This is a genomic window from Paenibacillus sp. FSL H7-0714 (genome assembly GCF_038003765.1).
GTDB lineage: Bacteria > Bacillota > Bacilli > Paenibacillales > Paenibacillaceae > Paenibacillus_AQ.
In genome coordinates this window covers 3,269,013-3,293,405 of sequence record NZ_JBBOPT010000001.1, presented here as the reverse complement: position 1 = coordinate 3,293,405, position 24,393 = coordinate 3,269,013, and the positions used below count along the sequence as shown (strand labels likewise).

The 24,393-nt window shown below is 40.0% G+C and carries 23 protein-coding genes and 1 other annotated feature; of the genes, 3 read left to right on the top strand and 20 right to left on the bottom strand.

Annotation, left to right across the window (positions count from 1 at the left end; all coding sequences use genetic code 11):
• Window positions 1-200: 200 nt before the first annotated feature.
• The 4 genes from NST34_RS14805 to NST34_RS14790 all read right to left on the bottom strand — a co-directional run bounded on the left by NST34_RS14805 (window position 201) and on the right by NST34_RS14790 (window position 2,010).
• On the bottom strand, window positions 201-551 hold the full coding sequence (locus tag NST34_RS14805; protein ID WP_042188045.1) for a DMT family transporter: 351 nt from the start codon (window positions 549-551) through the stop codon (window positions 201-203).
• Window positions 552-568: 17 nt separating this feature from the next.
• A complete protein-coding gene (locus tag NST34_RS14800; protein WP_042188043.1) occupies window positions 569-895 on the bottom strand; it encodes a DMT family transporter in 327 nt (108 codons plus the stop codon).
• Between the two features lie 13 nt (window positions 896-908).
• Window positions 909-1,442, bottom strand: a complete 534-nt coding sequence (locus NST34_RS14795; RefSeq protein WP_341128111.1) for a TetR/AcrR family transcriptional regulator — start codon at window positions 1,440-1,442, stop codon at window positions 909-911.
• A gap of 91 nt (window positions 1,443-1,533) precedes the next feature.
• The gene (locus NST34_RS14790; protein ID WP_341128110.1) at window positions 1,534-2,010 is read right to left on the bottom strand and encodes a GNAT family N-acetyltransferase; all 477 of its coding nucleotides are present in this window, start codon (window positions 2,008-2,010) and stop codon (window positions 1,534-1,536) included.
• 125 nt (window positions 2,011-2,135) lie between these two features.
• On the opposite strand from NST34_RS14790, the gene NST34_RS14785 reads away from it, so the two are divergent.
• Window positions 2,136-3,803, top strand: coding sequence for a ribonuclease J (locus NST34_RS14785; protein WP_076299001.1), 1,668 nt, complete (start codon window positions 2,136-2,138; stop codon window positions 3,801-3,803).
• Between the two features lie 56 nt (window positions 3,804-3,859).
• Here the strand turns inward: NST34_RS14785 and NST34_RS14780 are convergent, their stop codons facing one another.
• Window positions 3,860-4,957 carry a phosphotransferase gene (locus NST34_RS14780; protein ID WP_341128109.1) on the bottom strand — a complete coding sequence of 366 codons (1,098 nt, stop codon included), beginning with the start codon at window positions 4,955-4,957 and terminating at the stop codon, window positions 3,860-3,862.
• Window positions 4,958-5,046: 89 nt separating this feature from the next.
• Window positions 5,047-6,603, bottom strand: a complete 1,557-nt coding sequence (locus NST34_RS14775; protein WP_042188035.1) for an ABC-F family ATP-binding cassette domain-containing protein — start codon at window positions 6,601-6,603, stop codon at window positions 5,047-5,049.
• 232 nt (window positions 6,604-6,835) lie between these two features.
• Between NST34_RS14775 and NST34_RS14770 the strand changes: the two genes are divergently transcribed.
• Window positions 6,836-7,420: an AAA family ATPase gene (locus NST34_RS14770; protein ID WP_076298999.1), complete on the top strand. Its 585-nt coding sequence runs from the start codon at window positions 6,836-6,838 to the stop codon at window positions 7,418-7,420.
• Window positions 7,421-7,537: 117 nt separating this feature from the next.
• On the opposite strand, the gene NST34_RS14765 is transcribed toward NST34_RS14770, so the two are convergent.
• The 6 genes from NST34_RS14765 to NST34_RS14740 all read right to left on the bottom strand — a co-directional run bounded on the left by NST34_RS14765 (window position 7,538) and on the right by NST34_RS14740 (window position 14,912).
• Window positions 7,538-9,493: an acyltransferase family protein gene (locus tag NST34_RS14765; RefSeq protein ID WP_445667664.1), complete on the bottom strand. Its 1,956-nt coding sequence runs from the start codon at window positions 9,491-9,493 to the stop codon at window positions 7,538-7,540.
• 262 nt (window positions 9,494-9,755) lie between these two features.
• Complete coding sequence (locus NST34_RS14760; protein ID WP_341129547.1) at window positions 9,756-10,217, bottom strand: NUDIX hydrolase; 462 nt, start codon at window positions 10,215-10,217, stop codon at window positions 9,756-9,758.
• A 36-nt stretch (window positions 10,218-10,253) separates the two neighbouring features.
• Window positions 10,254-12,053: a vWA domain-containing protein gene (locus NST34_RS14755; protein WP_341128107.1), complete on the bottom strand. Its 1,800-nt coding sequence runs from the start codon at window positions 12,051-12,053 to the stop codon at window positions 10,254-10,256.
• A gap of 2 nt (window positions 12,054-12,055) precedes the next feature.
• Complete coding sequence (locus NST34_RS14750; RefSeq protein WP_076298997.1) at window positions 12,056-13,117, bottom strand: AAA family ATPase; 1,062 nt, start codon at window positions 13,115-13,117, stop codon at window positions 12,056-12,058.
• A 75-nt stretch (window positions 13,118-13,192) separates the two neighbouring features.
• The gene (locus NST34_RS14745) at window positions 13,193-14,176 is read right to left on the bottom strand and encodes a phosphotransferase enzyme family protein (RefSeq protein ID WP_341128106.1); all 984 of its coding nucleotides are present in this window, start codon (window positions 14,174-14,176) and stop codon (window positions 13,193-13,195) included.
• A 202-nt stretch (window positions 14,177-14,378) separates the two neighbouring features.
• Window positions 14,379-14,912 (bottom strand): YdhK family protein, encoded by a 534-nt coding sequence (locus tag NST34_RS14740; RefSeq protein WP_341128105.1) that lies wholly within the window; start codon window positions 14,910-14,912, stop codon window positions 14,379-14,381.
• Window positions 14,913-15,088: 176 nt separating this feature from the next.
• On the opposite strand from NST34_RS14740, the gene sleB reads away from it, so the two are divergent.
• On the top strand, window positions 15,089-15,730 hold the full coding sequence (gene sleB, locus NST34_RS14735; RefSeq protein ID WP_076298994.1) for a spore cortex-lytic enzyme: 642 nt from the start codon (window positions 15,089-15,091) through the stop codon (window positions 15,728-15,730).
• A gap of 105 nt (window positions 15,731-15,835) precedes the next feature.
• Window positions 15,836-16,076, bottom strand: a binding site (T-box leader).
• Window positions 16,077-16,087: 11 nt separating this feature from the next.
• Here the strand turns inward: sleB and NST34_RS14730 are convergent.
• The 8 genes from NST34_RS14730 to NST34_RS14695 form a co-directional block, all read right to left on the bottom strand.
• Window positions 16,088-16,621 (bottom strand): GNAT family N-acetyltransferase, encoded by a 534-nt coding sequence (locus NST34_RS14730; RefSeq protein ID WP_076298993.1) that lies wholly within the window; start codon window positions 16,619-16,621, stop codon window positions 16,088-16,090.
• Window positions 16,618-16,947 carry a GNAT family N-acetyltransferase gene (locus tag NST34_RS14725; protein WP_341128104.1) on the bottom strand — a complete coding sequence of 110 codons (330 nt, stop codon included), beginning with the start codon at window positions 16,945-16,947 and terminating at the stop codon, window positions 16,618-16,620. The genes NST34_RS14730 and NST34_RS14725 overlap by 4 nt, the downstream gene beginning before the upstream one ends.
• A gap of 248 nt (window positions 16,948-17,195) precedes the next feature.
• On the bottom strand, window positions 17,196-18,212 hold the full coding sequence (locus NST34_RS14720; RefSeq protein ID WP_341128103.1) for a zinc-dependent alcohol dehydrogenase: 1,017 nt from the start codon (window positions 18,210-18,212) through the stop codon (window positions 17,196-17,198).
• 144 nt (window positions 18,213-18,356) lie between these two features.
• On the bottom strand, window positions 18,357-18,962 hold the full coding sequence (locus tag NST34_RS14715) for a TetR/AcrR family transcriptional regulator (RefSeq protein ID WP_341128102.1): 606 nt from the start codon (window positions 18,960-18,962) through the stop codon (window positions 18,357-18,359).
• Window positions 18,963-19,056: 94 nt separating this feature from the next.
• Window positions 19,057-19,323, bottom strand: a complete 267-nt coding sequence (locus NST34_RS14710) for a CD3324 family protein (protein ID WP_042127555.1) — start codon at window positions 19,321-19,323, stop codon at window positions 19,057-19,059.
• A 189-nt stretch (window positions 19,324-19,512) separates the two neighbouring features.
• Window positions 19,513-20,907 (bottom strand): protoporphyrinogen oxidase, encoded by a 1,395-nt coding sequence (locus tag NST34_RS14705; RefSeq protein ID WP_341128101.1) that lies wholly within the window; start codon window positions 20,905-20,907, stop codon window positions 19,513-19,515.
• 171 nt (window positions 20,908-21,078) lie between these two features.
• Window positions 21,079-23,682, bottom strand: a complete 2,604-nt coding sequence (locus NST34_RS14700; protein ID WP_341128100.1) for an ABC transporter permease — start codon at window positions 23,680-23,682, stop codon at window positions 21,079-21,081.
• Window positions 23,679-24,362 carry an ABC transporter ATP-binding protein gene (locus NST34_RS14695; protein ID WP_341128099.1) on the bottom strand — a complete coding sequence of 228 codons (684 nt, stop codon included), beginning with the start codon at window positions 24,360-24,362 and terminating at the stop codon, window positions 23,679-23,681. Before NST34_RS14695 ends, NST34_RS14700 begins: the two co-directional genes overlap by 4 nt.
• Window positions 24,363-24,393 lie beyond the last annotated feature (31 nt).

The following is a 24,393-nucleotide window of genomic DNA, read 5'->3' as shown; positions in this document are numbered from 1 at the left end:
TTTTCAATAGAGATCATCCAGAGCACATTAAAAAGAACCACACCCTCCCTTCACTTTCAGACACACTCATTATAGATAAATAGTAGCTCAAACTATAAGATGTAATTCTACGGAAAAGGTAAGTGATACCATTATCGCGAAACTATGCGATTTATGGAATCTATGACATCCGTTTAAAAATAAAAAAAGAGCCTGATTTATCAGGCCCGTACTTTGTCTTCACCTTTGGCAGGAGAGTTTAATAATACCACTCCTCCTACTATTAATACTATTCCGGCAAAAGTAAGAATACCAAATGGATCTCCCCACACGACAATACCCACAATTGCAGTTAGAACAGTACCTACACCCGACCAAATCGCATAAGCTAAGCTTAACGGTAATTCTCTAAGGCTTATGGATAAACTATAAAAAGCAATAATAAAACCAATAATAACCCCTATAGAAGGGAGTAATTGCGTGAATCCTTCTGACATTTTCAACATAGTAGTACCTACGACTTCGCTAGCAATCGCTATACTTAGAGCAATATATCCTACATTTCTTTTCATGCTGCAGCCTCCAAATTCTAATGAGCCCCACCTGAGAGCTTCATAATGATTACACCACCAATAATAAGTAGTAGACCTAGTAATTTCTTACGATTAAAATTCTCCTTATAAATAACTACGCCAATTATAGCTGTCAAAGCTGTGCCCACCCCTGACCAAATCGCATAAGCTGTACCTAATGGAATTGTTTTTAACGCTAAAGAAAGACTATAAAATGCTAAGCCCATACCAAGGATCACGCCAATGGATGGGAATACCCTTTTAAACCCGTTAGACACTTTTAGCATTGAACTGCCAAATACCTCACAGATGATCGCTGTTGCAAGTAATACATATGAATTCAAAGATAACCTCTCCTTACTTCGTCATATTTATCAATTCTTGAATGACTTTCGTGCGTAATTCATCATCTAACACACCTAATCCGAACATTTCGGAATACCATAACCCATCTGCTGCCAACCTAATGATAGTGGAGCGTACAGGATCAATGCCATCGTTCTCTATGTTTTGTTGCCACGTTGCATATTGACTTTGAAATTTGTTAAGAATATCTGGATTTGTGAAAAGAGCAGCAAGAAGCGCGGTACCAATCTCTTTGCCCTCTTTAATATCATCATCCATGGCTTTAGTAATAGCACGACTCCACTTCCCTTTTTCAACCGTTTCGCTCATTGCTCTATCTTGAACATTGGTAAAAAAATGGTTCGTTAGATCTTCGACCATCCCTATGATCAAAGCTTCTTTATTTGGAAAATGGTGCAGTAGCCCGCCCTTACTGACCCCGGCTTTTTTAGCCACAGCTTCAAGCGTAAGCTTCTCTACTCCATTATTTTTAACAACTGTGGAAGCCGCCAATAAAATAGTTTTACGTTTAGAATTACTGTTCACATTGATCACCCCTGATATTTACTATACCGTCTGGACGGTTTTGTTGTCAAATAAAAAATAAGCCTGTTAATCCAGGCTTACTAAACCATAATTAAATTAACTCTTTAATATACCAAGCATCACATGCGAAATGCTCTGAGCCAGCTAATGGGGCATCTAAAAGTTCGAAGCCGTTTTTCATATAAAAACGGTTAGCTGCATGCATGTTCTGTAATGTCTCCAAATAACATTTATTGTAATGAAACTTGGCAAAATCCAGCGCCGTATTTAGGAGTTCAGAAGCTATCCCATTACCTCTAACGGACGGAGATAAGTACATTTTTTGCAACTCACATATGTCGCCCTCATTGCCGAAAGGCGCAATGCCACACCCGCCCAATATATTTCCATCTTCTTCCACAACCCAATAAGCCTGATTATCGCTTTGATTGTAGTACTCATATAAATGATGCAGGCTGTCATCTTCCCACGCAAGCCCTGCCCTATTCCCGCCAAACTCAATCAGACAGCTCCTAATAATCTGTTCAATCGCACGATTATCGTTCTTATATATTCTTCTGATGTTCATGATCAATCTGTCCCCTAACTTTTGAATATCAATCTATTGTTATACTATTGTACCACCTCAATGAAAGGATAATTATAAGGGATTTCATACATAATATAGGTGAATTTATAAAAGGAGGGACTTTAATGAAAGTGGCAGCTAAGCAGCTCTGGATTGCAGCATTAGGCGGTGTGAATGAAATTGGTAAGAATATGTATTTCCTGCAATATGCTGATGATATTATTGTCATTGATTGCGGTTCTAAATTTCCGGACGAAAGTCTACTGGGGATTGACCTCATTATTCCTGATGTTACGTATTTATTAAGCAATCTTGATAAGATTCGAGCATTAGTAGTTACACATGGACATGAGGATCATATTGGAGGAATTCCGTATCTACTCAAACAATTAAATCTTCCGATCTACGCATCTCGGTTAACCTTAGGTCTAATTGAAAATAAACTGAGGGAACACGGAATATTACGTCAGACCAAGCTTCATGTCATTGATTCTGAGTCTACTTTACAGCTAGGAGCGATTACTACAACGTTCTTTAATACCAATCATAGTATTCCGGATTGCCTTGGTGTTGTATTCGATACCCCAGAAGGGACCGTAGTTCATACAGGGGACTTCAAATTTGACATGACCCCTGTTAATAAGCAGTATCCCGATATACATAAAATGGCTGACATCGGGAAGAATGGTGTAAAGTTCCTGCTCTCAGAGAGTACCAATGCAGAACGCCCAGGCTTCACCCCCTCTGAAAAACTCGTTGGCGCTCATATAGAAGAAGCATTCATGAAAGCTGACCGTAGAATTTTTATCTCTACCTTTGCTTCAAATGTACACCGTCTACAACAGATCATTGAAGCTGCTCGTTTAACCGATCGTAGATTAACCTTACTTGGCAGAAGTATGGTTAATGTTGTCCGAGTAGCCCAGGAACTCGGGTACTTGAGCATTCCAGATAACATGCTGATCGAGCCTACTGAAGCTGCCAAACTCCCTCCAGAGCAAGTAACTGTATTATGTACAGGCAGTCAAGGAGAGCCCATGGCTGCGTTATCGCGACTGGCTAACGCAAGTCATAGGCAGATGGAAATCCAGGCAGGAGACACCGTTCTGATAGCAGCTAATCCCATTCCCGGGAATGAACGCAATGTATCTAGAATCGTCGATAATTTATACGTGCTTGGCGCTAAAGTCATCTATGGATCACGCAGCGAGCTTCATGTATCTGGGCATGCAAGCCAAGAAGAGCTTAAGTTAATGTTAACCTTGATGAAACCTGAATATTTCATACCGATTCATGGTGAATACCGTATGCTACATCATCACAGCTTGTTAGCCGAGACAGTTGGTGTTAACCCCAATAATATCTTTATTCTAAAAAATGGAGATATCGTCGAGTCATCATCAGGTGTCGTCCGCCAATCTGGCCGAGTGGCAGCTGGACAAACCCTAGTGGATGGCCTTGGGATTGGAGATATTGGGAATGTCGTTCTTCGCGATCGTCGCCAGCTGTCAGCAGACGGTATTTTGATTACAGTGATTACATTAAGCCAAGAAGATGGACGTTTATTAAACGAGCCGGATACCGTATCCAGAGGATTCATCTATGTCCGTAACTCAGAAACTTTAATGGAGGAGATCAACAAGCTTGTAACCTCTACCCTTCAAAAGATGAGTGAGGCTGACCTAGGCGAGTGGAATATCATCAAGCAGACCATCAAGGAGACCCTAAGTAGATTCCTGTACGAAAAAACGAAACGACGTCCAATGATTCTCCCCATCATTATTGAGGTGTAGCAAAAAGGAGCTCCTGTAATAGGGGCTCCCTTTTCATATCTAATGAGAATTAAGAACTATGTTGTCCATAATTTCAATGTCTCTGCTTCTAGCGTCATTTTTTGATGAATAATAATGATTTGCTCTAGCCGATTAACCCGCTCCTGAAGATTAGCGTTTAACAGGTCAGATTGTAGCTGAGCATTCAGAGAAAAGTATTGTGGCACTTCCCAGACACTACGTAAAGCAGTGCTTAAACAATAACCATATCTTGCAAGGGATTCGTCCCCCTGCCATCCGCTAGCCTTTAATCCTTTTATATACGAATGGAATAAAGACTCTTTGAATTCCTTGTAACGATCGATAGGAATCACACCAAGACTCATATTTACGCCAAACATTTTACCAAGATCTTCACCTAAACCTGATATGCTCATAAATTGCCAGTCTATCAAGACTAACTCTCCGTTTTGAGTTAGCAACATATTCATTTGACTGAGGTCCTGATGGGCTAATACTCTTGGCAAGCGATAGAGAGCATTCAAGTTACTGTCTATCCGCTTCGTGAAGTCTTGGAACCAAGCCCAAAGGCTTCGGTCATTGTCTCTATGTAATTGATGAATATATTCTTCAGGGTTAGGTGCATACATTTTACTCGAAGTAGTCCATGATCTAAGCCAGCTTCTACATATCCATTGGTCATTAGGAGTGTTCTTTCCTGAAAGATAAGCTCCATTAAATCGGCCTAACCGTTCAGCGATAATATCAAACTGCTCCTTCGTATGTGCAAATTCTCCTTCAATACGTTCCATCCATAACCATACAGTACCATCTTCTTGCTCCTCAACAAGATAACACTTAGGAGCTTGGATTGAGACCAGAAGCTCATCCAGAATCTTAGATTCAAAGACTAGGGCTTCTCGTCGCCAGTAATTGTGATGTGCTGGATCCTCTTTTTCTGCACTATCAGACTTGATGATTTTTAATATGATTGACCATGGAAGCTGCTCGTGATTAACTATTGCCAGACCATGAATAGAAAAGATGCCTGCTGTAGTAAAGTTAGGCGTTTTATAATTTAAATTTTCACAAGTGAAACTGATTATTTCTATTTCTTGTTCTCCAAAAATTCGTTGAACACTGATGTTAAGCTGATCCATTTTATTCTCTAACACATAGACCCTCCCCACTATCCATAAAAAAGCCTATAAAGCGTAACTGATTCGTTAACACCTCATAGGCTTGTTCAATAAAGATTTGCTTATTAGAATACTTTTGTTGTCCAATCTTCGCAATTCCAGATATCGGTGACAATGTCTTGATAAAAATCTGGTTCGTGAGAGATCATGAGAATGCTTCCCTTATATGCTTTCAGCGCACGTTTCAGTTCATCTTTGGCATCGATATCCAAGTGGTTCGTCGGCTCATCTAATACGAGAATGTTGGTCTCACTGTTAATGAGTTTACATAGACGCACTTTAGCTTTTTCTCCACCACTTAGAACAGCAATCTTACTTTCGATATGTTTCGTGGTCAGTCCACATTTGGCAAGGGCAGCACGTACTTCGAATTGTGACAGGGATGGGAATGTATCCCAGATCTCCTCGATACAAGTCTTGTAATTGCCTTCTTTCATTTCTTGCTCAAAGTATCCAATCTCTTGATGGTATCCACGTTCTACCGAACCGGACAATGCTTGGATTTCGCCTAAGATGCTGCGAAGCAAGGTGGTTTTACCGATCCCGTTCGCACCGACCAACGCGATCTTTTGTCCACGCTCCATTAACAAATTAAGCGGTCTGGACAACGGTGTATCATATCCGATAACCAATTCTTTTGCTTCGAAAATCATCTTGCCCGCAGTTTTACCTTCTTTAAAGTTAAACTGTGGTTTTGGCTTCTCTTTTGCAATCTCGATGATTTCCATCTTGTCGAGCTTCTTCTGTCTGGACATTGCCATGTTACGGGTAGCTACGCTTGCTTTGTTACGTGCAACGAAGTCTTTCAGCTCTGCGATTTCTTGTTTTTGACGGTTATAAGCAGATTCAAGCTGTTGTTTTCTCATTTCGTAGACCTGCTGGAATTGCTCATAATCACCCACATAACGAGTCAGCTTTTGATTTTCCATATGGTAGATCAGGTTGATAACGCTGTTCAAGAAAGGCATATCATGTGAGATCAGAATAAATGCATTATCATACTCTTGAAGATAACGTCTCAGCCATTCAATATGCTGCTCATCCAGATAGTTCGTAGGCTCATCTAGGAGCAAAATATCTGGTTTTTCAAGCAACAGCTTCGCAAGCAAGATTTTGGTACGCTGACCACCACTAAGATCAGCTACGTCACGATCCAATCCAATATCTGTGATTCCTAGACCGCGCGCGGTTTCTTGTATCTTCGCATCGATCATGTAGAAATCTTGATTTGTAAGCGTATCTTGGATCGTACCAACTTCTTCAAGCAGCTTTTCCAACTCTTCAGGCGACACGTCACCCATTCTGCCGTACATATCATTCATCTCTTGCTCAAGATCAAAGAGGTATTGAAAAGCGCCTCTGAGTACATCTTGAATGGTCATGCCTTTGGTCAACACTGCATGCTGATCGAGGTAGCCAACACGCACCCGTTTGGACCATTCGACCTTACCTTCATCCGGTTGAAGCTTTCCTGTAACAATATTCATAAAAGTGGATTTACCTTCGCCGTTAGCGCCGAATAATCCGATATGCTCGCCTTTTAGAAGACGGAATGAAACATCCTTGAAGATCGCACGATCTCCAAAACCATGACTTAATCCTTCTACATTTAATATGCTCATTTATGGACACCTTTTTCTTATTTTTCTCGCTATATTATAAGCAGGATTACACAAAAACTCAATGGAGAAGCAAAAAAATATCATATTATGGACCGTAACGCGCAATATCTCAGGTAGTCTGTTCCTATCTCTCTGATGGAGATATTGCGCTGGCGATTACTCACTATCTTTTATATGATAGTATGCAGAGATACATTATGGAGTTGAATTGAGGTTCTAAGGAGAGACAATGATGAACAAACTTGTATTTTTTCTAGGGCCAGCTGGGGCAGGCAAAACGACATTAGCTAAAGCGATCGCTTCCCGGCGTAAAGTACCCTTCTTTGATATGGATATTCTATTACGTCCAGCGGCAGACGCCATCATGACCTTACACGGATTGGACCCGGCAGACAGAGACTCTGCCGATTACAAAAGATTATGCCGTGATTTGGGCTACCGGATTACGATGGATGCAGCGCTAGACAATATAGGCCTGAATGTAGATGCATTTGTGGTTGGACCATTTACTAAAGAAGCTGCCAACCCTGACTGGATCAGCAGTGAGTTATCTCGAATCGGACGTTCGCTGCAAGATGTTGAGGTTAAAGTTGTCTTGGTCGAACTAGCCAATGAGGAATTGTATCGGACACGAATTCACGATCGACAATCACCATTAGATGAATGGAAGTTCCAGCATTGGGATGAATTTCGCAAATCATTTGGAAACCGCAGTGTGAAGTGGCCGCTTCCAAGTTCTAATGTGAAAGTGATCGATAATTCTGATCCAGACATAACTAAGACTGTGGCTGTGGTGGAGCATTTTATCTACGACTAGGAATTAATTAGCTCTTCAATGATCATTCGTTTACGAAAAAAAAGACCGGCAAAGAGAGAACTCTCTTGCCGGTCTATTAAAATATAATATCAAAAAGTTTGGAGATTCAATTAATTCTTACTTACTTTCCAAGGCTTTCGCAAGAAGTGAGGCGTAACACTTGGAGCCCTCTGGTTTAAGATGCACACCATCTTGGTAGAAATAATCGTCTTTTCCTTCACTTGCAGAGTACCAGTCTACTACGGTCGTATTACTATATTCACTGGAAACTTTTGAAATATTGTGATTCACATTATTCTCCCATTTTCTTGGAACCCGTGTATTGACCAAAAAAATCTGCTCAGCATCACTTAATGAATCCAGTAAATTACGTAATTGCTTTGAACTAAAGGATCCGTTAGTCCCAAGCTCGATTATAACCTTTTTACCCAGCCGGCCTTGAGCTTTAAGCTGATCCACTACCTCCTGAGCTTTAGCCATCTGCCGACCGATCTTTCCCTCGATGACAATGCCAGGTAATTCCTCTGAAAGGTATGGTGCTGCATCCAAAATGACAGAATCTCCAATGGCCGTAACATCCGTTCCAGCTTGACTCTTCTCAGCCACAGGTTTCTTTTCTTCAGGAACAGATTTTTCCACTTCTGATTCAGGCTTTGCTATTTCTGTATTTGTAGTTCCCACCTTAGTATCAGCTTTTTTTACTTCAGGTTCAGTTGTAGCTGTTGCAAAGGCTGGTATTGATGGTTTATCAGTTACATTTTCGTCTATCGCTTTATGATCTGCGGGATCATTCTTTCTTCCCATATCTTGTTGTTCTTGCTGCTGCAGTCGTTGTTCTTGCTGTTGCAGTTGTTGTTGTTCATACTGCAAATCTGCCAATTCGATCGCAGACGTATCCGATCCAGCGTTTAACAAATAACCTTTGCATGCGATTGGGATAAGAATCACAGCAATAATAGCCATTAAGAAGCCTGGACGAAGACCACCCCTTCGCTTTACACTGATGTTCTTCCAAGTTTCTTTAAATGAACCTCGACGAATGGGCTCCTCCACATACTTATATGACAATGCAGCTAGAAGAAAACTTACTGCTACCTGAATGATAATCCGAAGCATGCTGCTTTCTTCAGTACTCACATTCGGACTACTAAGGATAATGACTGGAAAATGCCATATGTACAAGCTATATGATCGCAGCCCGATCCAACGCAAAGGTTTACAGCCTACGATCGATCCCAGACGGCTAGCAGGATGAGCTAGAACGGCAATAACTACAGCTGCAATCAAAGAAATCACTAAAAACCCACCACGGTAAAGTAAATCATCGAACTCATTAACCTTATTAAAAAGTACCAACAATAGAATGAGTCCTAATCCCCCTACAATATCAAGCACACGCCGAGCCGGTTCTGAGACGTTATCATTAAGTTTCTGACTTGGCCAAGCAACTGCAAGTGCTGCTCCAATGAGAAGCGCAAATAAGCGGGTATCCGTTCCATAATATACTCTACTTGGGTCTGTCCCCGGTACGTAGATCAATGCCATGGCTAAAGCCGAGACTGCTGCGCAAGCCATAATCCATGCAATAAGCTTACCTCGCCGACGAGCGATTTTCATCACGATGATGAGAACTATTGGCCATAGAATATAAAACTGTCCTTCAATAGAAAGCGACCATAAATGTCCGATAGGAGATGGTGGGCCAAAGCTTTCAAAATAGGAAACATTATGAAATATTAGCCACCAGTTATTGAAATAAAATAAGGAAGACATAAAGTCACCCTTGAGCCCAAACAATCTTGATGGTTCTATAATTAAAAGCCATATGGCAACCACAAAAAGCATAACGGCCATCGCAGGCAACAGCCTCCGCGCCCTACGAACCCAAAAGTCTACAAGGTTCAGCCTTCGGTGCCGCTCCCACTGGCTAATGATTTGGTCAGTAATGAGATATCCGGAGATTACAAAAAATATTCCAACGCCGAGAAGTCCACCCTCAGCCCAATTCAGATTCAAATGATATGCGATTACAGCGAGTACTGATAAAGCCCTTAGACCATCAATTCCTGGCACATAACGCCTGCCGCCTACAGATTGTATAGAAGACTGGCTCCTCATATTATTTCTGAAAAGCTTCGTGTTGTCTTTCATAATGTTTCAGTCCTTACCGTCGATTTATCGTTCATAAGTAAGACGCTGTAAACGTATGAAAAGTTCTGTAATCAAGTGAAAATGTTATAAAATAAAAAAAGAATGAATGGTTGATCGTAACATTTGTCCATTGTGCTCCCTACATTAACTCAGAGGTTTCATTAGTTAGGATGCAGGGGGACCTCTAATAAGTTTGCTGATTTTCTAATTTAAAAATAATTTCTTCAACTTCGGTGCCCCGTAATTCTACAAAAAAAGGCTGAATAGCATCATTTAGACAATACTCTAGCCGCAATCTGAGGTTTTTCCATGTGAGCATATCCATCGCTTGTTCTATTGAAAAAAAACCCACATCCAAGCTTTCGGAACTAGTAGCAGGTTCGCCGCCGATGGCTTTCCCTAGAAATAGGTTAGTACAAATAGATCGATCAACATTTTGAAAAACTCCGCAGAACTTATTAATCTCTATATCAATGCCCGATTCTTCTTTGGCTTCCCTGATTGCTGCTTCTATAAGGGACTCCTCCTCTTCAACCTGTCCGCCTGGCATCTCCCATCCTCTACGCGGACCTTTTATTAATAAGATTTCTTCTTGATCATTGAATACAACTGTAGCTGCTGAAAGAATATGTTTGGGGGGATTCATATCCATTGTTACCTCGCTCTAAATTTATTCTAAGCCCTAATTAATTCTGAATACAGGTCCTTTGGGTGAGAAAGGCAAGTCATTTCCCTTGGGCAAAATATAAGCATGGTCTCTTTTAATGGTCAGCTTGTCACAATAACCATCTGTAATAATTAGAAATGGTCCTTTTTTCGGAAAATCCTCAGCTTGTTGAATCAAATCAATAGCTGGTTGTAAGATCGTTCCCCCTCTTCCCTTCACTTGTACCCGATCCGCGATAGCCTCGGGGGGCATGTAACCTGCATCATAAGGACAAGCATCACAAAAGATAATCCGTGCAAAAGGAACATCACGAGCCTGCGCATAACTTGAAATGGCCCCTAATGCTTTGGCCAGAAGCTTTTTATCCATTGAGCCTGAGGTATCTAAAATAACTCCAAAAGTACGGCCATCATCTGCAGCACCGCTATGAACCCACTGTGGTCGAGGGATATCAGGCGTAGAAGATTGACGTCTGCTAATTCGTGAATAAGATCTGGTCTTCTCAAGCGGTGAGAAATAATGATCAAACCAACGAGCAAGCTCTACATCCCATTTAATAGGTGGCTGGCCCAGCGCTCTAATCTCTTCAACTAGTCCTGATGGCAAAAGACCGCGGCTTTGCTCTTCATGATACATAAGTCCTTGTTGCATAGCATTCTTACAAAAATCATCAAGCGTTTGTCCTTCTCTCACATCCCAAAAGCTAGATGAACCGTTATCTAAAATATCACCAAGTCCATTCCCTCTCAAGGTTGCCCGTTTCTTATAAGTGCGGATATCTCCGACCATACGATCATAAATCGTTTCAGCAGATAAACCTTTAAGCTCAGGATCTAATAAGAGTCCAATTCGCGGATACTCCCCTACACTCATTTCTATTAGCCAAAGATTTATTACGTAGTCACAAGCCACATTCCAAAGATAATGATCTCGACCAAGACATCGCTCGTGATGCTGAAGCCCCGCATGCAGAAGCTCATGCGCCATCACGAAAATACACTCCTCGTCGTTTAGTCCGGCTGCAGGGTTCATAAATATTTTGCGCTCAATAACGTCAATGGCAGCTATGGAAATATCAAATCGCCGACATATCGCTGGATCTTCTATAATCTCAAAGCCGGCGGCAAGCGCACCTAATAAAGGATATCTGTCCATAAACCATCGTTTTGCACGTTGTGGAGCGGTTAATGAAAGTGCAGGGTCACTAATAGTATTAGCATGGCCTCCAGCAACACTTACTGCATTCGTCACAGCATTAGATAACCCATAAGCAAAATAGGCTTCCCAATCCGGTGCTTTTCCCCAGTATCTTTTGGTGGTTTCTCTAACATTCATATCCAGTTTTGAAACACCCGCAGTCCCAAAATATCTGGAGGTGTCCGGAATTCCTTTTATCATAAATTGCTCGTAAAGCTGTTGTTCATCTTTAATTGTAAGATCAATTCGCGACTCCATATCTGCGGGTACTTTCCCAAGCTTCAAGTCATTTAAAAACTTTGCTATGTACACATCACATGCAACGTTCCACGCCACTTGATTCTCTTTAATCTTTAAATGTCCAAGACCTAAATGAAGAAAACAATGTGCCAAAACGTACATCCATTCAGCAACCTCGCCACGCCTTTTAGGATGAGTGTAAATATAACCGTTATTAGTGACAATTGCCCAGCCGTCTTCAGGATAGGGACTATTTTCATTATGAATAATCGAAGCTCGAACAGATAACGGTGCAAAAATAGGATGATCCGCGATTAATGAACATGCTTCATTAAAATTTTTCAAAGCGGGATTATCTGGAGTTGTTTTTTTAGCCATATTTACCCCCGCTCTTTTATTGCTAGACGTGGTAAATCACGTACAATTTCAACCATTAACCAATCTGGAATATTATCACTTTGCTCCTGCTTAGCAACTACTAGCTGTGCAATTTCAAAGCTAATGACGGACAGGTCTTTAATCAGCTTTTTAACAGTGTGTGCAAATTGGCGATGTCCATCTCGTACGTTATCTTTAATCGGAGGGAGTTCTTTGATAATCTGGGCACGCAAGGATTGCGCCAGGAAATACAGGAGATCCCGATCTTCTGGAGCCGTTGGAAATGAGGATTTACCATCTATAATTTGATTAAGTTCATATTTTCCAGTTAGATTTTTATAAAAAGCCCTGAATTGTGTGGCGTGAGAAGGTGTCAGTGAACCATTCGCTAAAATCCCCACGGCATCCACATTTATATCATCCCCAAACTCATGTAGTGCATCACTAAGCATATGCCAAGAGCGTGGCGTGGAGAAAGGCTCTTCAGTCTTTGGAGGTGCACTCCACAGATGATCGGGACGCAATTCCAGATATTCAATAACCATAGGATGAATGCTATTCTCATATGCCCAAGAGATCCAATTCTGAAAAGATACATTTAGCTGTATATGGAACATCCGATTGATAAGCGCGGAGGACATAGGTTTAACAATTGCACTATCTTGTGCACGGTTACCAGCTCCTATTACTATAGAGCCCTCAGGTAGGTGATAATCGCCGATGCGGCGTTCGTGGATAAGACTATAAAAAGCTTTTTGCACCTCTTGAGAACAGGCATTAAGCTCGTCTAAGAACAAGCAATACGGTTCGTCCCGAGCAATCATTTTCGGAGGACAAAATTGGCTCTTGCCGTTAACGATTTGAGGTACCCCAATGATGTCTTCCGGTGCTAGTTGAGAACCCAGAAGAGAAACACATGGAAGACCCACCTGATCAGCAAAAGCTTCTACAAGAGAAGACTTTCCAATACCAGGCGCCCCCCAAATAAAAACAGGGCGGATCACAGAAACGTTTAGAAGTACTTGCATAAGTTGAATAGGTGTTACAGGAGTTGCTAGGTTCAAATAAATGCTCCTTTTTTATATGATATATCCTCATTATCTATTCTAAATATATTAAAAACTACTCAAAAGGATTTATTAAAGCTCTAAACAAGCTTTGTCATTTAGGGCATCCTGAATATTACGGGCAAGCCACTCTCTATCCTGCTCACGCTGTGACTCCGAAAACTCTTGAAATAACAAAAGCACTAATTCCAGTCGGCGCTTCTCAATAAAGAGCGGGAGCTCTTCTAGCCATTTATTGTCGAGTGCATACTCTCGATTATACCCTTTCATAAAAGACGTCAGCGTGGCTGCCGCAAGACTAGAAGTTCTACTCTGCTCTACCTCCGGTTTTCGCCAATCCCCAAAGATGGTCGAATAATAAACGGCAATGGCAATATCATGCACCATATAGTCGTATCCGCAATCATCAAAATCAAACACGATGATCTGCCCCTCATGCACGAAGAAATTACCCGGATGCAAATCACGGTGACATAGTCCATAGCCTTCTCGATTCCGCGGCAACTGGTTAATCCGATCATTTATTTGAATCAACTTTTCAAAAAGCTGCTGTTCAACAGTACCAAAGTTAGCAAAGTCAAAATCTAGCTTACCCTGATGTGGTCTTGCCAAAACAGTCTCCGGATTGTATTGCAGAGTTAAAGCATGCATTCTTCCTGTTACCTCACCCCATTGCTCAAAAAGCTCCGTTCCCCAATTGGGATCGGAAGCATTAACATGACCACCTGGTGCTTTCTCCATTACACAAATCATAAATCTTTCCTCATCTTTGAATAACGTTTGTACCAAGCTGCCATCCTGAAAGGGAATGGGGCGAGCCAGTTGCACGCCATGTTTTGCAAGATGGTCCATAAAGTCAAGTTCAGAGATGACCATCTCCTGCTCCTGATGAGAATGATGTGTTACACGTAAAATATATTCATGATCATCTTTTGGAAAGCTATAGACAACATTTTCAAAACCACCAATATACTTAATCGTTGTCCAATTGACTTGAATCTGTTGTGCAGCTTGTTTAAGCATTTCTTCATCGAATTTCACCTGCCAGTTAGGCATTTCAATCACGCTCCTACCTTCTAAGAAAACATCAATTTAAATGGTATATTTTGTATAGCAGTGCTTTATAAAGATATTTTAACACTTCACTACCAATAAAAGAAGCAATCAAAAAGGTAGGAGCAGCCTAGAACTTTAACAAAGTTCATGACTGTTCCTACCTTGATCATTTTTCATTACTTAAGAGCTTAATTTCTATTGGTTACTTTATTGCTGAAAGCTCATCTTCCGTTACCCATTTATGATTTTTCACTTTATCTCCACCCGTAGTAGGTGTGTAATCAATCATATATACCGTAGTATGTTCAGCTGAGTTAATTTGAGCCGTTGCACCTTTCATATCTTTCATATGGTCAGCTTCCATTATGACTTCCGAGCCGGATTCATAGGGTTTGTCGGCTGCTTTTTTGATTTCCTCATGAATAATCCACTTGTGATTTGTAACTGGAAATCCGCCTGTTGCGGGCCTATAAGAAACGATATACGCAGTGGTATCAAAAGCTCCAACTATCGTTGCTGTTGCCCCTTTCATACCTTCCATATGCTCCGCTTGGATAATCGCTTTACTTCCTATTTTAAAAGTAGGATTCTCTGACACCTTCAAATTTTCGGGTACGTCACTTGAACTAGAGTGTGAGGAATTTTCCATTATCTTATTGCCATAACTATTATCATTACCACATGCGCTTAGAGTGAGTGCGGCTACGATTATGAATAGATACAATTGCTTTTTCATATATAAAACCTCCGAAGTTGATGTGCCTCTGATTATTCATTTACCCATTTCATAGGATCACAAACCTAATGAAGTTTTTTCGAAAATGTAAAATGGATTATTAGATTACCAATAAATGAGTGTTGTCTCAGTTATTGAAGGTTATTTATAATGTTTTCTGAAAGGAGGCTACTACAATGAAGACTAAAATATTCACTTTGTTGCTTCTTTTGGGTCTGGTAAGTATGGCTACTATGATTGGTTCTGCTAGTGCTGCTCCGGTATTAACCGTAGGGAGTTCTTCTGGAGATGTGTGGGATCTTCAGTATCGATTAAAAACTCTGAATTTCTATACTCAGCCTTTAGATGGTGTATATGGAGCACAAACGAAAGCTGCCGTTGCTAAATTTCAAAAGGCCTACGGATTAAGTGCCGATGGAGTTACTGGTACAAAAACTTGGAATGCTCTAAAAAAATACACGCTTAATATTGAGGAAATGGATATTTTGGCGAAAGTAATCTACAGTGAATCGCGCGGTGAGCCTTATAAAGGACAAGTCGCAGTTGGTGCTGTAGTTATGAATCGCATACAATCTAGTCAATTTCCAAACAATATAAAAAACGTTGTATTTCAAAAAGGCGCATTTACAGCCGTATCTGACGGCCAGTATTGGCTTACTCCAAACCGGACTGCCTATTTAGCTGCTCTTGATGCTGTCCGAGGTTGGGACCCAACAAACAATTCGATCTATTATTTCAATCCAGATACAGCTACTAGTGCATGGATCTGGACTCGTCCTCAGAACTTAAAAATTGGTAAGCATATATTTGCGAGTTAACGCTTCAAATAAATGTAATAGCCTGTCAACCATTACGGTTGACAGGCTATTTTTTGCAATAAAAAATATTTCTTCTAAAATGAAAACAAAAAGCCCCCTAGTCCGAAAAGGGACGAGGAGCCGCGGTACCACCCTAAATTAGAACTATTCTGTACAACAAACAGAAATGTTCTCACTTAAATATTTAACGGTTAAAACCGGTACACCTCTACTTGCCAACAATGGTTTCAAGGGACTGCTCCGGAGTGAACTTCGATCAACCCTTTTCTCTAGAAACGCTCTCAATCTCCGGCGTTTCCTCCCTGTAAAGAGGTATTGAACTACTTTTCTCCATCAAAGCATTTGTTTTGATTAGCTTTATCCATTACAAAAATTAAAAATCATCTTTAATTCATCATCAAAAGACTTCTTACATTCTTCTTGAAAGCTGTTACCAGTATATTCTTTTAGTGTCTTTCTCCAAAAATGCTGGGCTCTCCTATTAGTAGCTGTGGGATTGGTTTGTAGCTCCCATTTTCCAATATGAAGATTAAATACCTCCTTAGCCGCACGTTCAGCGATTCCCGTACCTCGGAAGGGCCGCAGGATAAAGAATTCGTTTAAATAAAATTCACAACCTGGTGGTGTATGAGGTGGTGTCGCTACTAATGCAAAACCAGCAGGAATTCCATCCTCTTTTATTATATAAGGATATAAAATCCCCGGCTTCTCCCACCATATGTCGAAGACTTTATTCTGTTCATTCAGCGTCTGTGTTTCATTATCCTCGTATACCCCGTATTGATTAGGAAGGTTCCCCCATATCTCTGATAGATCGTGTAAGTATAGTGGGTAGAGATTGTTAATCTTAAACTTCGTTGTGCTGTCAGTTAATGTTACGGTGGTATTCATTTTGTTCTCCCCCTTCTATCGAATGCTTGAATATATTTTTGGAGATCATTCAGATAACGTTCTGTATAGTTGTCTTTTGTATAATCCTTAAGCACTTTTCGCCAGAAAGCTATGGCAGGTTTATTATTTTCCATTTGAGCTAGTTTCCATTTAGCTTCTTTAAATAGATCAAGTGTTTTTATTGCGGCAGCAGTACCTATTCCATTTCTTCTATATTTCTGTAAAATCATAAAGTCATAGATCACATGAGTTGGATCTGGGTCTGTATCTAAGTTTTCAAAAAGAACAACCACAAATCCAGCTACGTTTCCTGAAACCTCAATCAAATATGGATTCCATCGATGATCCCCTTACCTCTTTATCTTCAAACGTTACTGGAACAAGATTAATTTCCATCATACCTCCACGTTTTTCTCTAATTTCACTTCCATACTCAGTATAATTACGACCACACACTAGTAATATGCCATGTTCAATTAGAATTAAATTTTATATAACGTCATTATTCTTCTAAAATAAAAAGAGTTCATCTGAGTTTTACACTCAAATGAACTCCAATATAATTAACTGATGATTAAGTTAGATCTACAATAACCTTGATCGTTTCTTTTGCTGCAATGGCTTTATCGAAGGCGGCTTGAATATCCTCTAATTTATATGTCTGTGTCACCATTGTAGAGATATTCGTTTTCTTGTCGTTTATATGTTCAATTACCTTTACAATATCTTCATGTGTGTATCCACTAGCTCCAACTATGTTAACTTCTTTACTCATCACTTGAGCAAGGTTTATAGGTACTTCATTTTTATAAACGGCAATGATTGCTATTCTTGCTTGTGGCTTTACAATCTGCATCACTTGTTCAAATAAGATTGGAGCGCCCGCCGCGTCCACAAAAGCATCTACATTGGGTACACTCACACCGTATACGTTCACTTCGCCGAAGTGTTTGATTAAACCCTCTGCTAATGTTTCAGTCGACGTATTAACTGTTAATGCGCCTAATTCTTTTGCTTTATCCAAACGCCAGTTGTCAATATCCACTACGCAAACATCTTTAATGCCTTCACCAATTAATCCTGCAGCTGCAGATAAGCCAATAGGACCAGCACCAAGAACTACGATTTTGTCTCCATGTTTGGGCAGTACGCTAAAAGCGCCATGGAAGCCTACGCTCATGGGTTCCATTAATACGGCCTCTGTTGCCGAAACGGAATCATCAAATTCATAAAGGTTATAATTAAGTGCTGCATCTTCAATTAAAACATATTGTGAAAAGGCTCCTACCTCCAACGAATAACGGCGACCTGCACGTTTTGCAGTAATTGGATTCACACCTACACGCATGCCAACTGTCAAATCATTTTCCGCATCAGAACCTAATTCGACGATTTCACCAAACATTTCATGTCCAAACTCTGAGCCGAAACGGATACCCATTTCTGAGCCTGCTTTTACTATATTAATATCTGTACCACAAATTCCCCCCGCTAAAATACGAACCAACGCATCTTTTGCTCCTACTTGAGGCATCGGACGCTCTTCTATCCCCACACTATTTTGACCGTGATAAATGCCGACTTTCATCATTCATTAACACTCCTTATTACTATCTATTACTTTCATGGTAGTAGTTATTAAGGAGCTAAGCAATCTACAATAATACTGAAAGCGTTAATAAAGCAACAGTTGATAAATAAGTGTTAATTAAAATTTAAATAGTGAAACAATTCACTATATCTTTTTATTATTTGCAGGTATAAATGGATTTAACTGTATGATTCGTTCTGCTAAATATTTAGGTGTATAAGGCATATCATTGCCTAGCCACATGGAAATTGTACCAATGATAGCCGATGTTCCATACCAAGCTGCAATATCAGATGGAGTATCAACGGTTAAGAAATCCTCTGTTTTTTTAATCGATTGTTGTTCTGTAGTTGTAAATATCAATTCATATAACAGATCCATCAATTTCGGTGTGAAATAAGGAATGTTTTTGGTTACAAGCAACACCTTATACATATGAGAATTCTCTGCAATATGCTCAAGCAATAAAATCAGCGAGGTAAGTTCATCCCCTGGTTTATAGGATTCTTCAAATTTATCTATGAGTATTTTCTTTAAATCTGCTAATAAATCATCCAAGATACTATCAATCAAATCATTAATATCTTTGTAATGTAAATAAAATGTGGCTCGATTGATTTCAGCCTTTAGCGTAATAGCGTTGATCGAGATCTTATTCAGTTCTTTCTCTGCTAATAAATCTATAAAAGCATTCCGGATTGCTTTTCTTGTCTTTCTTATCCGTAAATCTAAGTATGTTTTGTCTGCCATGTATCTTCCACCTCGTAGTTAATGAACATACTGTCAATTATAATACAAAAAGCCACGTCAGAGCTTCCTCTAACGTGGCTTTTTGGGATTATAGCTATTTTTTTGTGTAAACAATCTTCTTAATACTGTCCCTTGATAGGCAATATTCATCCGAAAGCTGGTCAACCGTTGCTCCAACGGCAAACCTTAAACAAATCTCAATATTTCTAGATCTTAAGTATTTTCTGCTCCCTGACTTCTCGCCCCATTTTACATGTGCTTCTTCAGGCTTAGGGATATACACCAAACCACCGTTAATATATTTCTGAATTTCCTCTAATAATTCTTTTGGAAAAATCGTATCTGCATTTACATATTTCATAGTCGCTCTGCTCCTTAAACTTTTTTTGAGTTTGAAGGTAGCAAAGTCTATTCTAAAAACAACCCTGCACAGTGCACTGGCGGTAAATCAATTTTTATTCGCTCTATACAAACAACCGCCGTTGTTTATAGTCTAGACTTTGCATAGAGCTTATCGCTAATTTTCTCACTATTGTCCGCCCTCCTTTGTTTAATGTGTAATTACTTGTTCCAAAATGCGTTCCGCTGTCTTCTCTCCATTTGCAATACAATCAGGAATACCCACACCATAATAAGAACATCCAGCAAGGATTACATTCGGATAATGATCTGCAATCTTCTTCTCTAAGGATACTACAATCTCGTGATGGCGTTTGTGGTAATTTGGCATAACATCATGCCATTTGGTCACATCGTGGGTAACTGGATGTCCAGTAATTCCAAGACTGGTCTGTATATCATTCAACGCCACCTTTAATAATTCCTCTTCTGAAAGCTTAATCAAGGACTCATAATGCGGTCCTGAGCTTTTATAAAAGAGTCTGACAAGCAGACGTTGTTGACCAGACGTGTGCTCCCACTTGCGACTTGTCCACGTACAAGCATTACAAAGAACATCGTCACTGTTGGCTGTTATAAACCCTGTACCGTTCGCTGGCAGTTGACTGTCAGGGATATCAAATCCTATATACACACTAATCATAGAGCTGTTAAACAACTGTTTGAAATCTTCATTCAGCGCTTCGTCTTGAAGTAATGCTTGTGCAGTAGAATGCATCGTTCCTAGTACGGCAAAATCGCTCTTCAAGATTCGTCCATCTGCCAGTGTTACCCGGTACCGTTCTCCATCCTTTGCAATGCGCTCTGCCCGAATCCCTTTGATGATCTCAACATCGGACAGCTGTTCTTCCATGGCATCAATCAGAGCAGATACGCCACCCTTAAAAGACATAAACTTCTTATCGCCGTTCCCCTGGAATTTAGCCTTATTCGCGGACAATCCCTGAATAATACTTCCATATTCATTTTTATAATCAATCAAATAAGGAAGGGTCGAGGCAATGGTAAGTTCGCTCAATTTCCCGGAATATACACCTGATAGGACAGGTGATATTTGCTTCTCGACAAGTTCTTTTCCAAAGAAAGCTTCCAGAAAGTCACCTACAGAATCGTTTTTCGTAAAACGATCATTCGGAGTATAGAAATCTTTAAGTGCTTCAACTTTACCTTCAGCAGAGATCAAATCTGTAGTAGCAAGCGATTCAATACTGAGAGGGATGCCAAAGACTGCATCTTTAGGAATTTGCTTCAGCTTACCTTCTGTGTAGATGTATGATATTCCTGTCGCGTTATATACAACCTCATCCTGAATGCCTAATTCTTCAATCAATGGTGCTACATTTGTCTTGCGAGTGACAATTGAATCAGCACCAGACTCCATGATGAAGTCATCATGCTGAAGTGTTCTGATTTTGCCGCCCAGTCTATCGCTGGCTTCAACCAAAATGATTTTTACATCCAACTTATTATGCTGTATAGATTTCTGTAGATAGTAAGCGGTAGACAATCCAGTAATTCCCCCGCCAATCACGACGACCGTTCTCAAGCGTTGACACCTGCCTCTAAAGTTATAATCTGTTAAATTCAATTGAATACATTATATCATAGGGATTTATATGTAATAACATACCGTTCGTGTCTTATATGACACAAAACACCCCCCAAAAATATAAACCTTCAGAAAAGTCAAAAAAGCCGCGATTATCGCGGCTAATCCTTATATATTCTCCTGTTTTAAAGCATCAATAATATTTTCCTTCTTCACTTTTGAACTGGAGTACAGCATAGCTGAGCTAACGATGATAAATACAGCGACTATGACATACAAGATACTCATCCACGGAAGTGCGAATCCATAGGAGAAACTACTCATCATGGATCTATAAATCAAGTACATCACGACTATGCTAATCGGAAGCCCGTAAAGTAGTGATTTTATCCCATAGAAGATACTTTCATAATTAATCATTTTATTAAAACCGTTTGGCGTCATCCCTACAGACTTCAACATCGCAAACTCTCTTTTACGAAGTGATATGCTAGTTGATATCGTATTGAAAATATTCGCAATCGATATTAATGTAATCAAAGCAATAAAACCATAGGTAAAAATAGACATTAACATGATCATCTGCTCACTATTTTGTCTATTTTGAAACACATTTTGAACATAGACATTCCGTTCTTTCATCTCTTCAATGGCTTGTTGTGTCGCTAATGGATCAGAGCTGTTCAGGTTTAGTCGGCTTTGTATATCGTTACTCATCGTATCATTTGTTAATTGATCGAAGACTTGGTCAGAGACAATGATGTTTAATCCACCAACTTGTGCTGAATGAACACCCATAGGGCGTTTATCAGTTAATGCGACGATTTCTACTGGTGATAATTTCGTCTCTTTTTCTGTATCCCAATCCGTATAAATTAAATCAAGCTTCTGACCGATTTCCGAATGAAGAGCTTTGGTCTCAATAATCTTTTTGGCGTTCTCATCCTCAAAGGTGACGGTATCATTCACAATAGCTGACATCTGATTGAGATCCGTTAATTGTTCATAACTTACACCGACGGATTCTGCATAGGTTCTCAAACCCTGTTCATTTAGGGCATGGATCTGAATGTAGTAAGGATATTTCCCATTCTTTAAAATACTGCTATCCTTCTCCACGATCTCTTGCAATTCTTTTGCCATATCTTTTTCATCAATCCATGAACTCAAGCTTAGTTCCCTGACCACATTATATTCCGTTATATTAGGTAAGGCAGTTATCGATTTCGTCAGCCGATCTACTTTTTGAGCGTCCTCAGTCCCCATATAGACTTGGATATCATAGTTCAAACCATCCTGTGAGAGTTCTACCGACTTTCTCATATTAGAAGTGAACGAAGTTACGGATAAAAATAAAACGATACTAATGACAAGTGAGAATACAGTTGCTTGGTACCTGCGTTTATTTCGCTTTAAATTCTTCAAACCAATCTCTGCTTCAATTCCAAACAACTTGCGAACGAACTTGGATGTTTTCACCGCTTTACCAGAGAGCTTAACATCGGTTGATTGTCTGATCGCATCAATTGCCGAGATCTTTGAAGCTTTTCGGGCTGGAAGATAGGTGGATATAAAAATCGTCATAATTGAAACTACACAAGCGGTTAGAAGAGATAGAGGTGTAACAACCAACGTTAATTTTTCTGTTATCCCTAATACATCTTGAATCATCGAATTGATGAACATAAAAGTGATCCCGATTCCTGTAATTCCGCAAAGGATCCCAATAGGTATACTAATTAAACCGATGATCATCCCTTCAAAAAACACTGAATTCTGCTTCTGCCTCTTTGTAGCACCTACGCTGGAGAGCATTCCTAAATGGCGTGCACGTTCCGAGACAGAAATTGCGAAAGCATTATAGATTAAAGAAACGGAACCAATGATAATCACAGTCATAACGATGACTGACAATGAAAGAAGTGTGTTACGTAAGCCATCGTTATTCGTCACACCATAATAGCGGAGCAGACTATTATTATAAGAGATCGACTCGATATTGTTTTCTTGTGCCAATTCCTCTGCATGCTTGTATATGGAGCTATCCACCTTATTTAATACAACCGTCGCTGTGGTTTTTTCAGCTGCTCCAATCAAGCTTTCATCCACATAACTTAGAGCAGTATAACCCGGGGACCATGTTGGTTCCCAAGTAGGGCGCTTTATCACTCCCACAATCGTGTAGTTCATTGGTTTTTTATGAATGATCTCTTCATTCAGGGTATCCTCTTCAGTCCGTAATCGTTCGTTCTGAGATAAGGGCTGCCCACTATTTTTATCATCCCTAGTGACTCGCTCTCCGACATCGAGAGTTAAAGTTTCACCAATCTTGTATGTTACTTTAGCGTTTTTTGCAATTTCCTCAGAAATGACTACTTCATAGTTAGTCTTCGGGAGTCTTCCATCCAGAAGTTCAATCGGAAATTGTTTAAAACCAGCTAAATTATATTCCTTAATATACCAATAGGGCTTGTTCTCATTCTGTCCCCCCTCTAAAGGGGCATAGCCACGATCATTTGAGATGACAAGTGTTTTCGTTGCATCATCCGCTTCTATCGCTTTAAGCTGAGCTTTAGTAACATTTCTATATTGGACATGCCATTCTCCATTTGTTGAGATACTCTGCTGCCTCATTAATTCCATAAATGAAAAACCAAGCGTTGCCACAGCCGTCACCATAGCCACAGAAATGATGACTCCAATGATAGTAACCAATGTTCTTCGTTTATTTTGCTTCAAATGTCTAAGCGTTAATTTATTTACGATATTCACGGACGAATCACCTCATCTTTGGCGATCCTTCCATCTTCAATGGTAATCACTCTATCCGCTTGTAATGCAATCCGTTCATCATGAGTAATGACAATCAGTGTTTGATTATAGGTTTTATTAAACATTTTTAATAAATCTATAATTTCACCACTGTTCTTACTATCCAGATTACCGGTTGGCTCATCTGCCAGCATGATTGCAGGATTACTAATTAACGCTCTACCAATAGAGACCCGCTGTTGTTGCCCGCCTGAGAGCTGATTTGGGAGATGGTTTAAGCGATTCTCCAAATTTAACGCCTTTACAGTATCCGCAAATTGTTTCTTATCTACCTTGTGCTGATCAAGGAGTAAAGGAAGTGTGATGTTCTCTTCGACCGTTAAGACCGGTATAAGATTATAGAATTGATAAATCAGCCCAATTTGTCTGCGTCTAAAGATCGCCAGCTGTGTTTCATTCAATTCATAAATATCCGTGTTATCTACGAATACTTTGCCGCTTGTCGGTCTATCCACTCCGCCTAATAAGTGCAGAATGGTCGATTTCCCGGAGCCAGATGGCCCGATAATCGCTACGAATTCACCTTTTTTAATCGAAAAAGATACATCATCCAGTGCCGTTACCGCTGTTTCGCCTTTTCCATATGTTTTAGACAGATGTTCAATCTTTAAAATGTCCATTGTTAGACCTCCATTTGTTGATGAGATCAGT

Excerpts from the sequence above, each read along its gene's own strand:
- NST34_RS14805 (WP_042188045.1), bottom strand. The coding sequence starts at position 551 with ATGAAAAGAAATGTAGGATATATTGCTCTAAGTATAGCGATTGCTAGC.
- NST34_RS14790 (WP_341128110.1), bottom strand. The coding sequence starts at position 2,010 with ATGAACATCAGAAGAATATATAAGAACGATAATCGTGCGATTGAACAG.
- NST34_RS14785 (WP_076299001.1), top strand. The coding sequence starts at position 2,136 with ATGAAAGTGGCAGCTAAGCAGCTCTGGATTGCAGCATTAGGCGGTGTG.
- NST34_RS14775 (WP_042188035.1), bottom strand. The coding sequence starts at position 6,603 with ATGAGCATATTAAATGTAGAAGGATTAAGTCATGGTTTTGGAGATCGT.
- NST34_RS14770 (WP_076298999.1), top strand. The coding sequence starts at position 6,836 with ATGAACAAACTTGTATTTTTTCTAGGGCCAGCTGGGGCAGGCAAAACG.
- NST34_RS14760 (WP_341129547.1), bottom strand. The coding sequence starts at position 10,217 with ATGAATCCCCCCAAACATATTCTTTCAGCAGCTACAGTTGTATTCAAT.
- NST34_RS14755 (WP_341128107.1), bottom strand. The coding sequence starts at position 12,053 with ATGGCTAAAAAAACAACTCCAGATAATCCCGCTTTGAAAAATTTTAAT.
- NST34_RS14745 (WP_341128106.1), bottom strand. The coding sequence starts at position 14,176 with ATGCCTAACTGGCAGGTGAAATTCGATGAAGAAATGCTTAAACAAGCT.
- NST34_RS14740 (WP_341128105.1), bottom strand. The coding sequence starts at position 14,912 with ATGAAAAAGCAATTGTATCTATTCATAATCGTAGCCGCACTCACTCTA.
- sleB (WP_076298994.1), top strand. The coding sequence starts at position 15,089 with ATGAAGACTAAAATATTCACTTTGTTGCTTCTTTTGGGTCTGGTAAGT.
- NST34_RS14730 (WP_076298993.1), bottom strand. The coding sequence starts at position 16,621 with ATGAATACCACCGTAACATTAACTGACAGCACAACGAAGTTTAAGATT.
- NST34_RS14720 (WP_341128103.1), bottom strand. The coding sequence starts at position 18,212 with ATGATGAAAGTCGGCATTTATCACGGTCAAAATAGTGTGGGGATAGAA.
- NST34_RS14715 (WP_341128102.1), bottom strand. The coding sequence starts at position 18,962 with ATGGCAGACAAAACATACTTAGATTTACGGATAAGAAAGACAAGAAAA.
- NST34_RS14710 (WP_042127555.1), bottom strand. The coding sequence starts at position 19,323 with ATGAAATATGTAAATGCAGATACGATTTTTCCAAAAGAATTATTAGAG.
- NST34_RS14695 (WP_341128099.1), bottom strand. The coding sequence starts at position 24,362 with ATGGACATTTTAAAGATTGAACATCTGTCTAAAACATATGGAAAAGGC.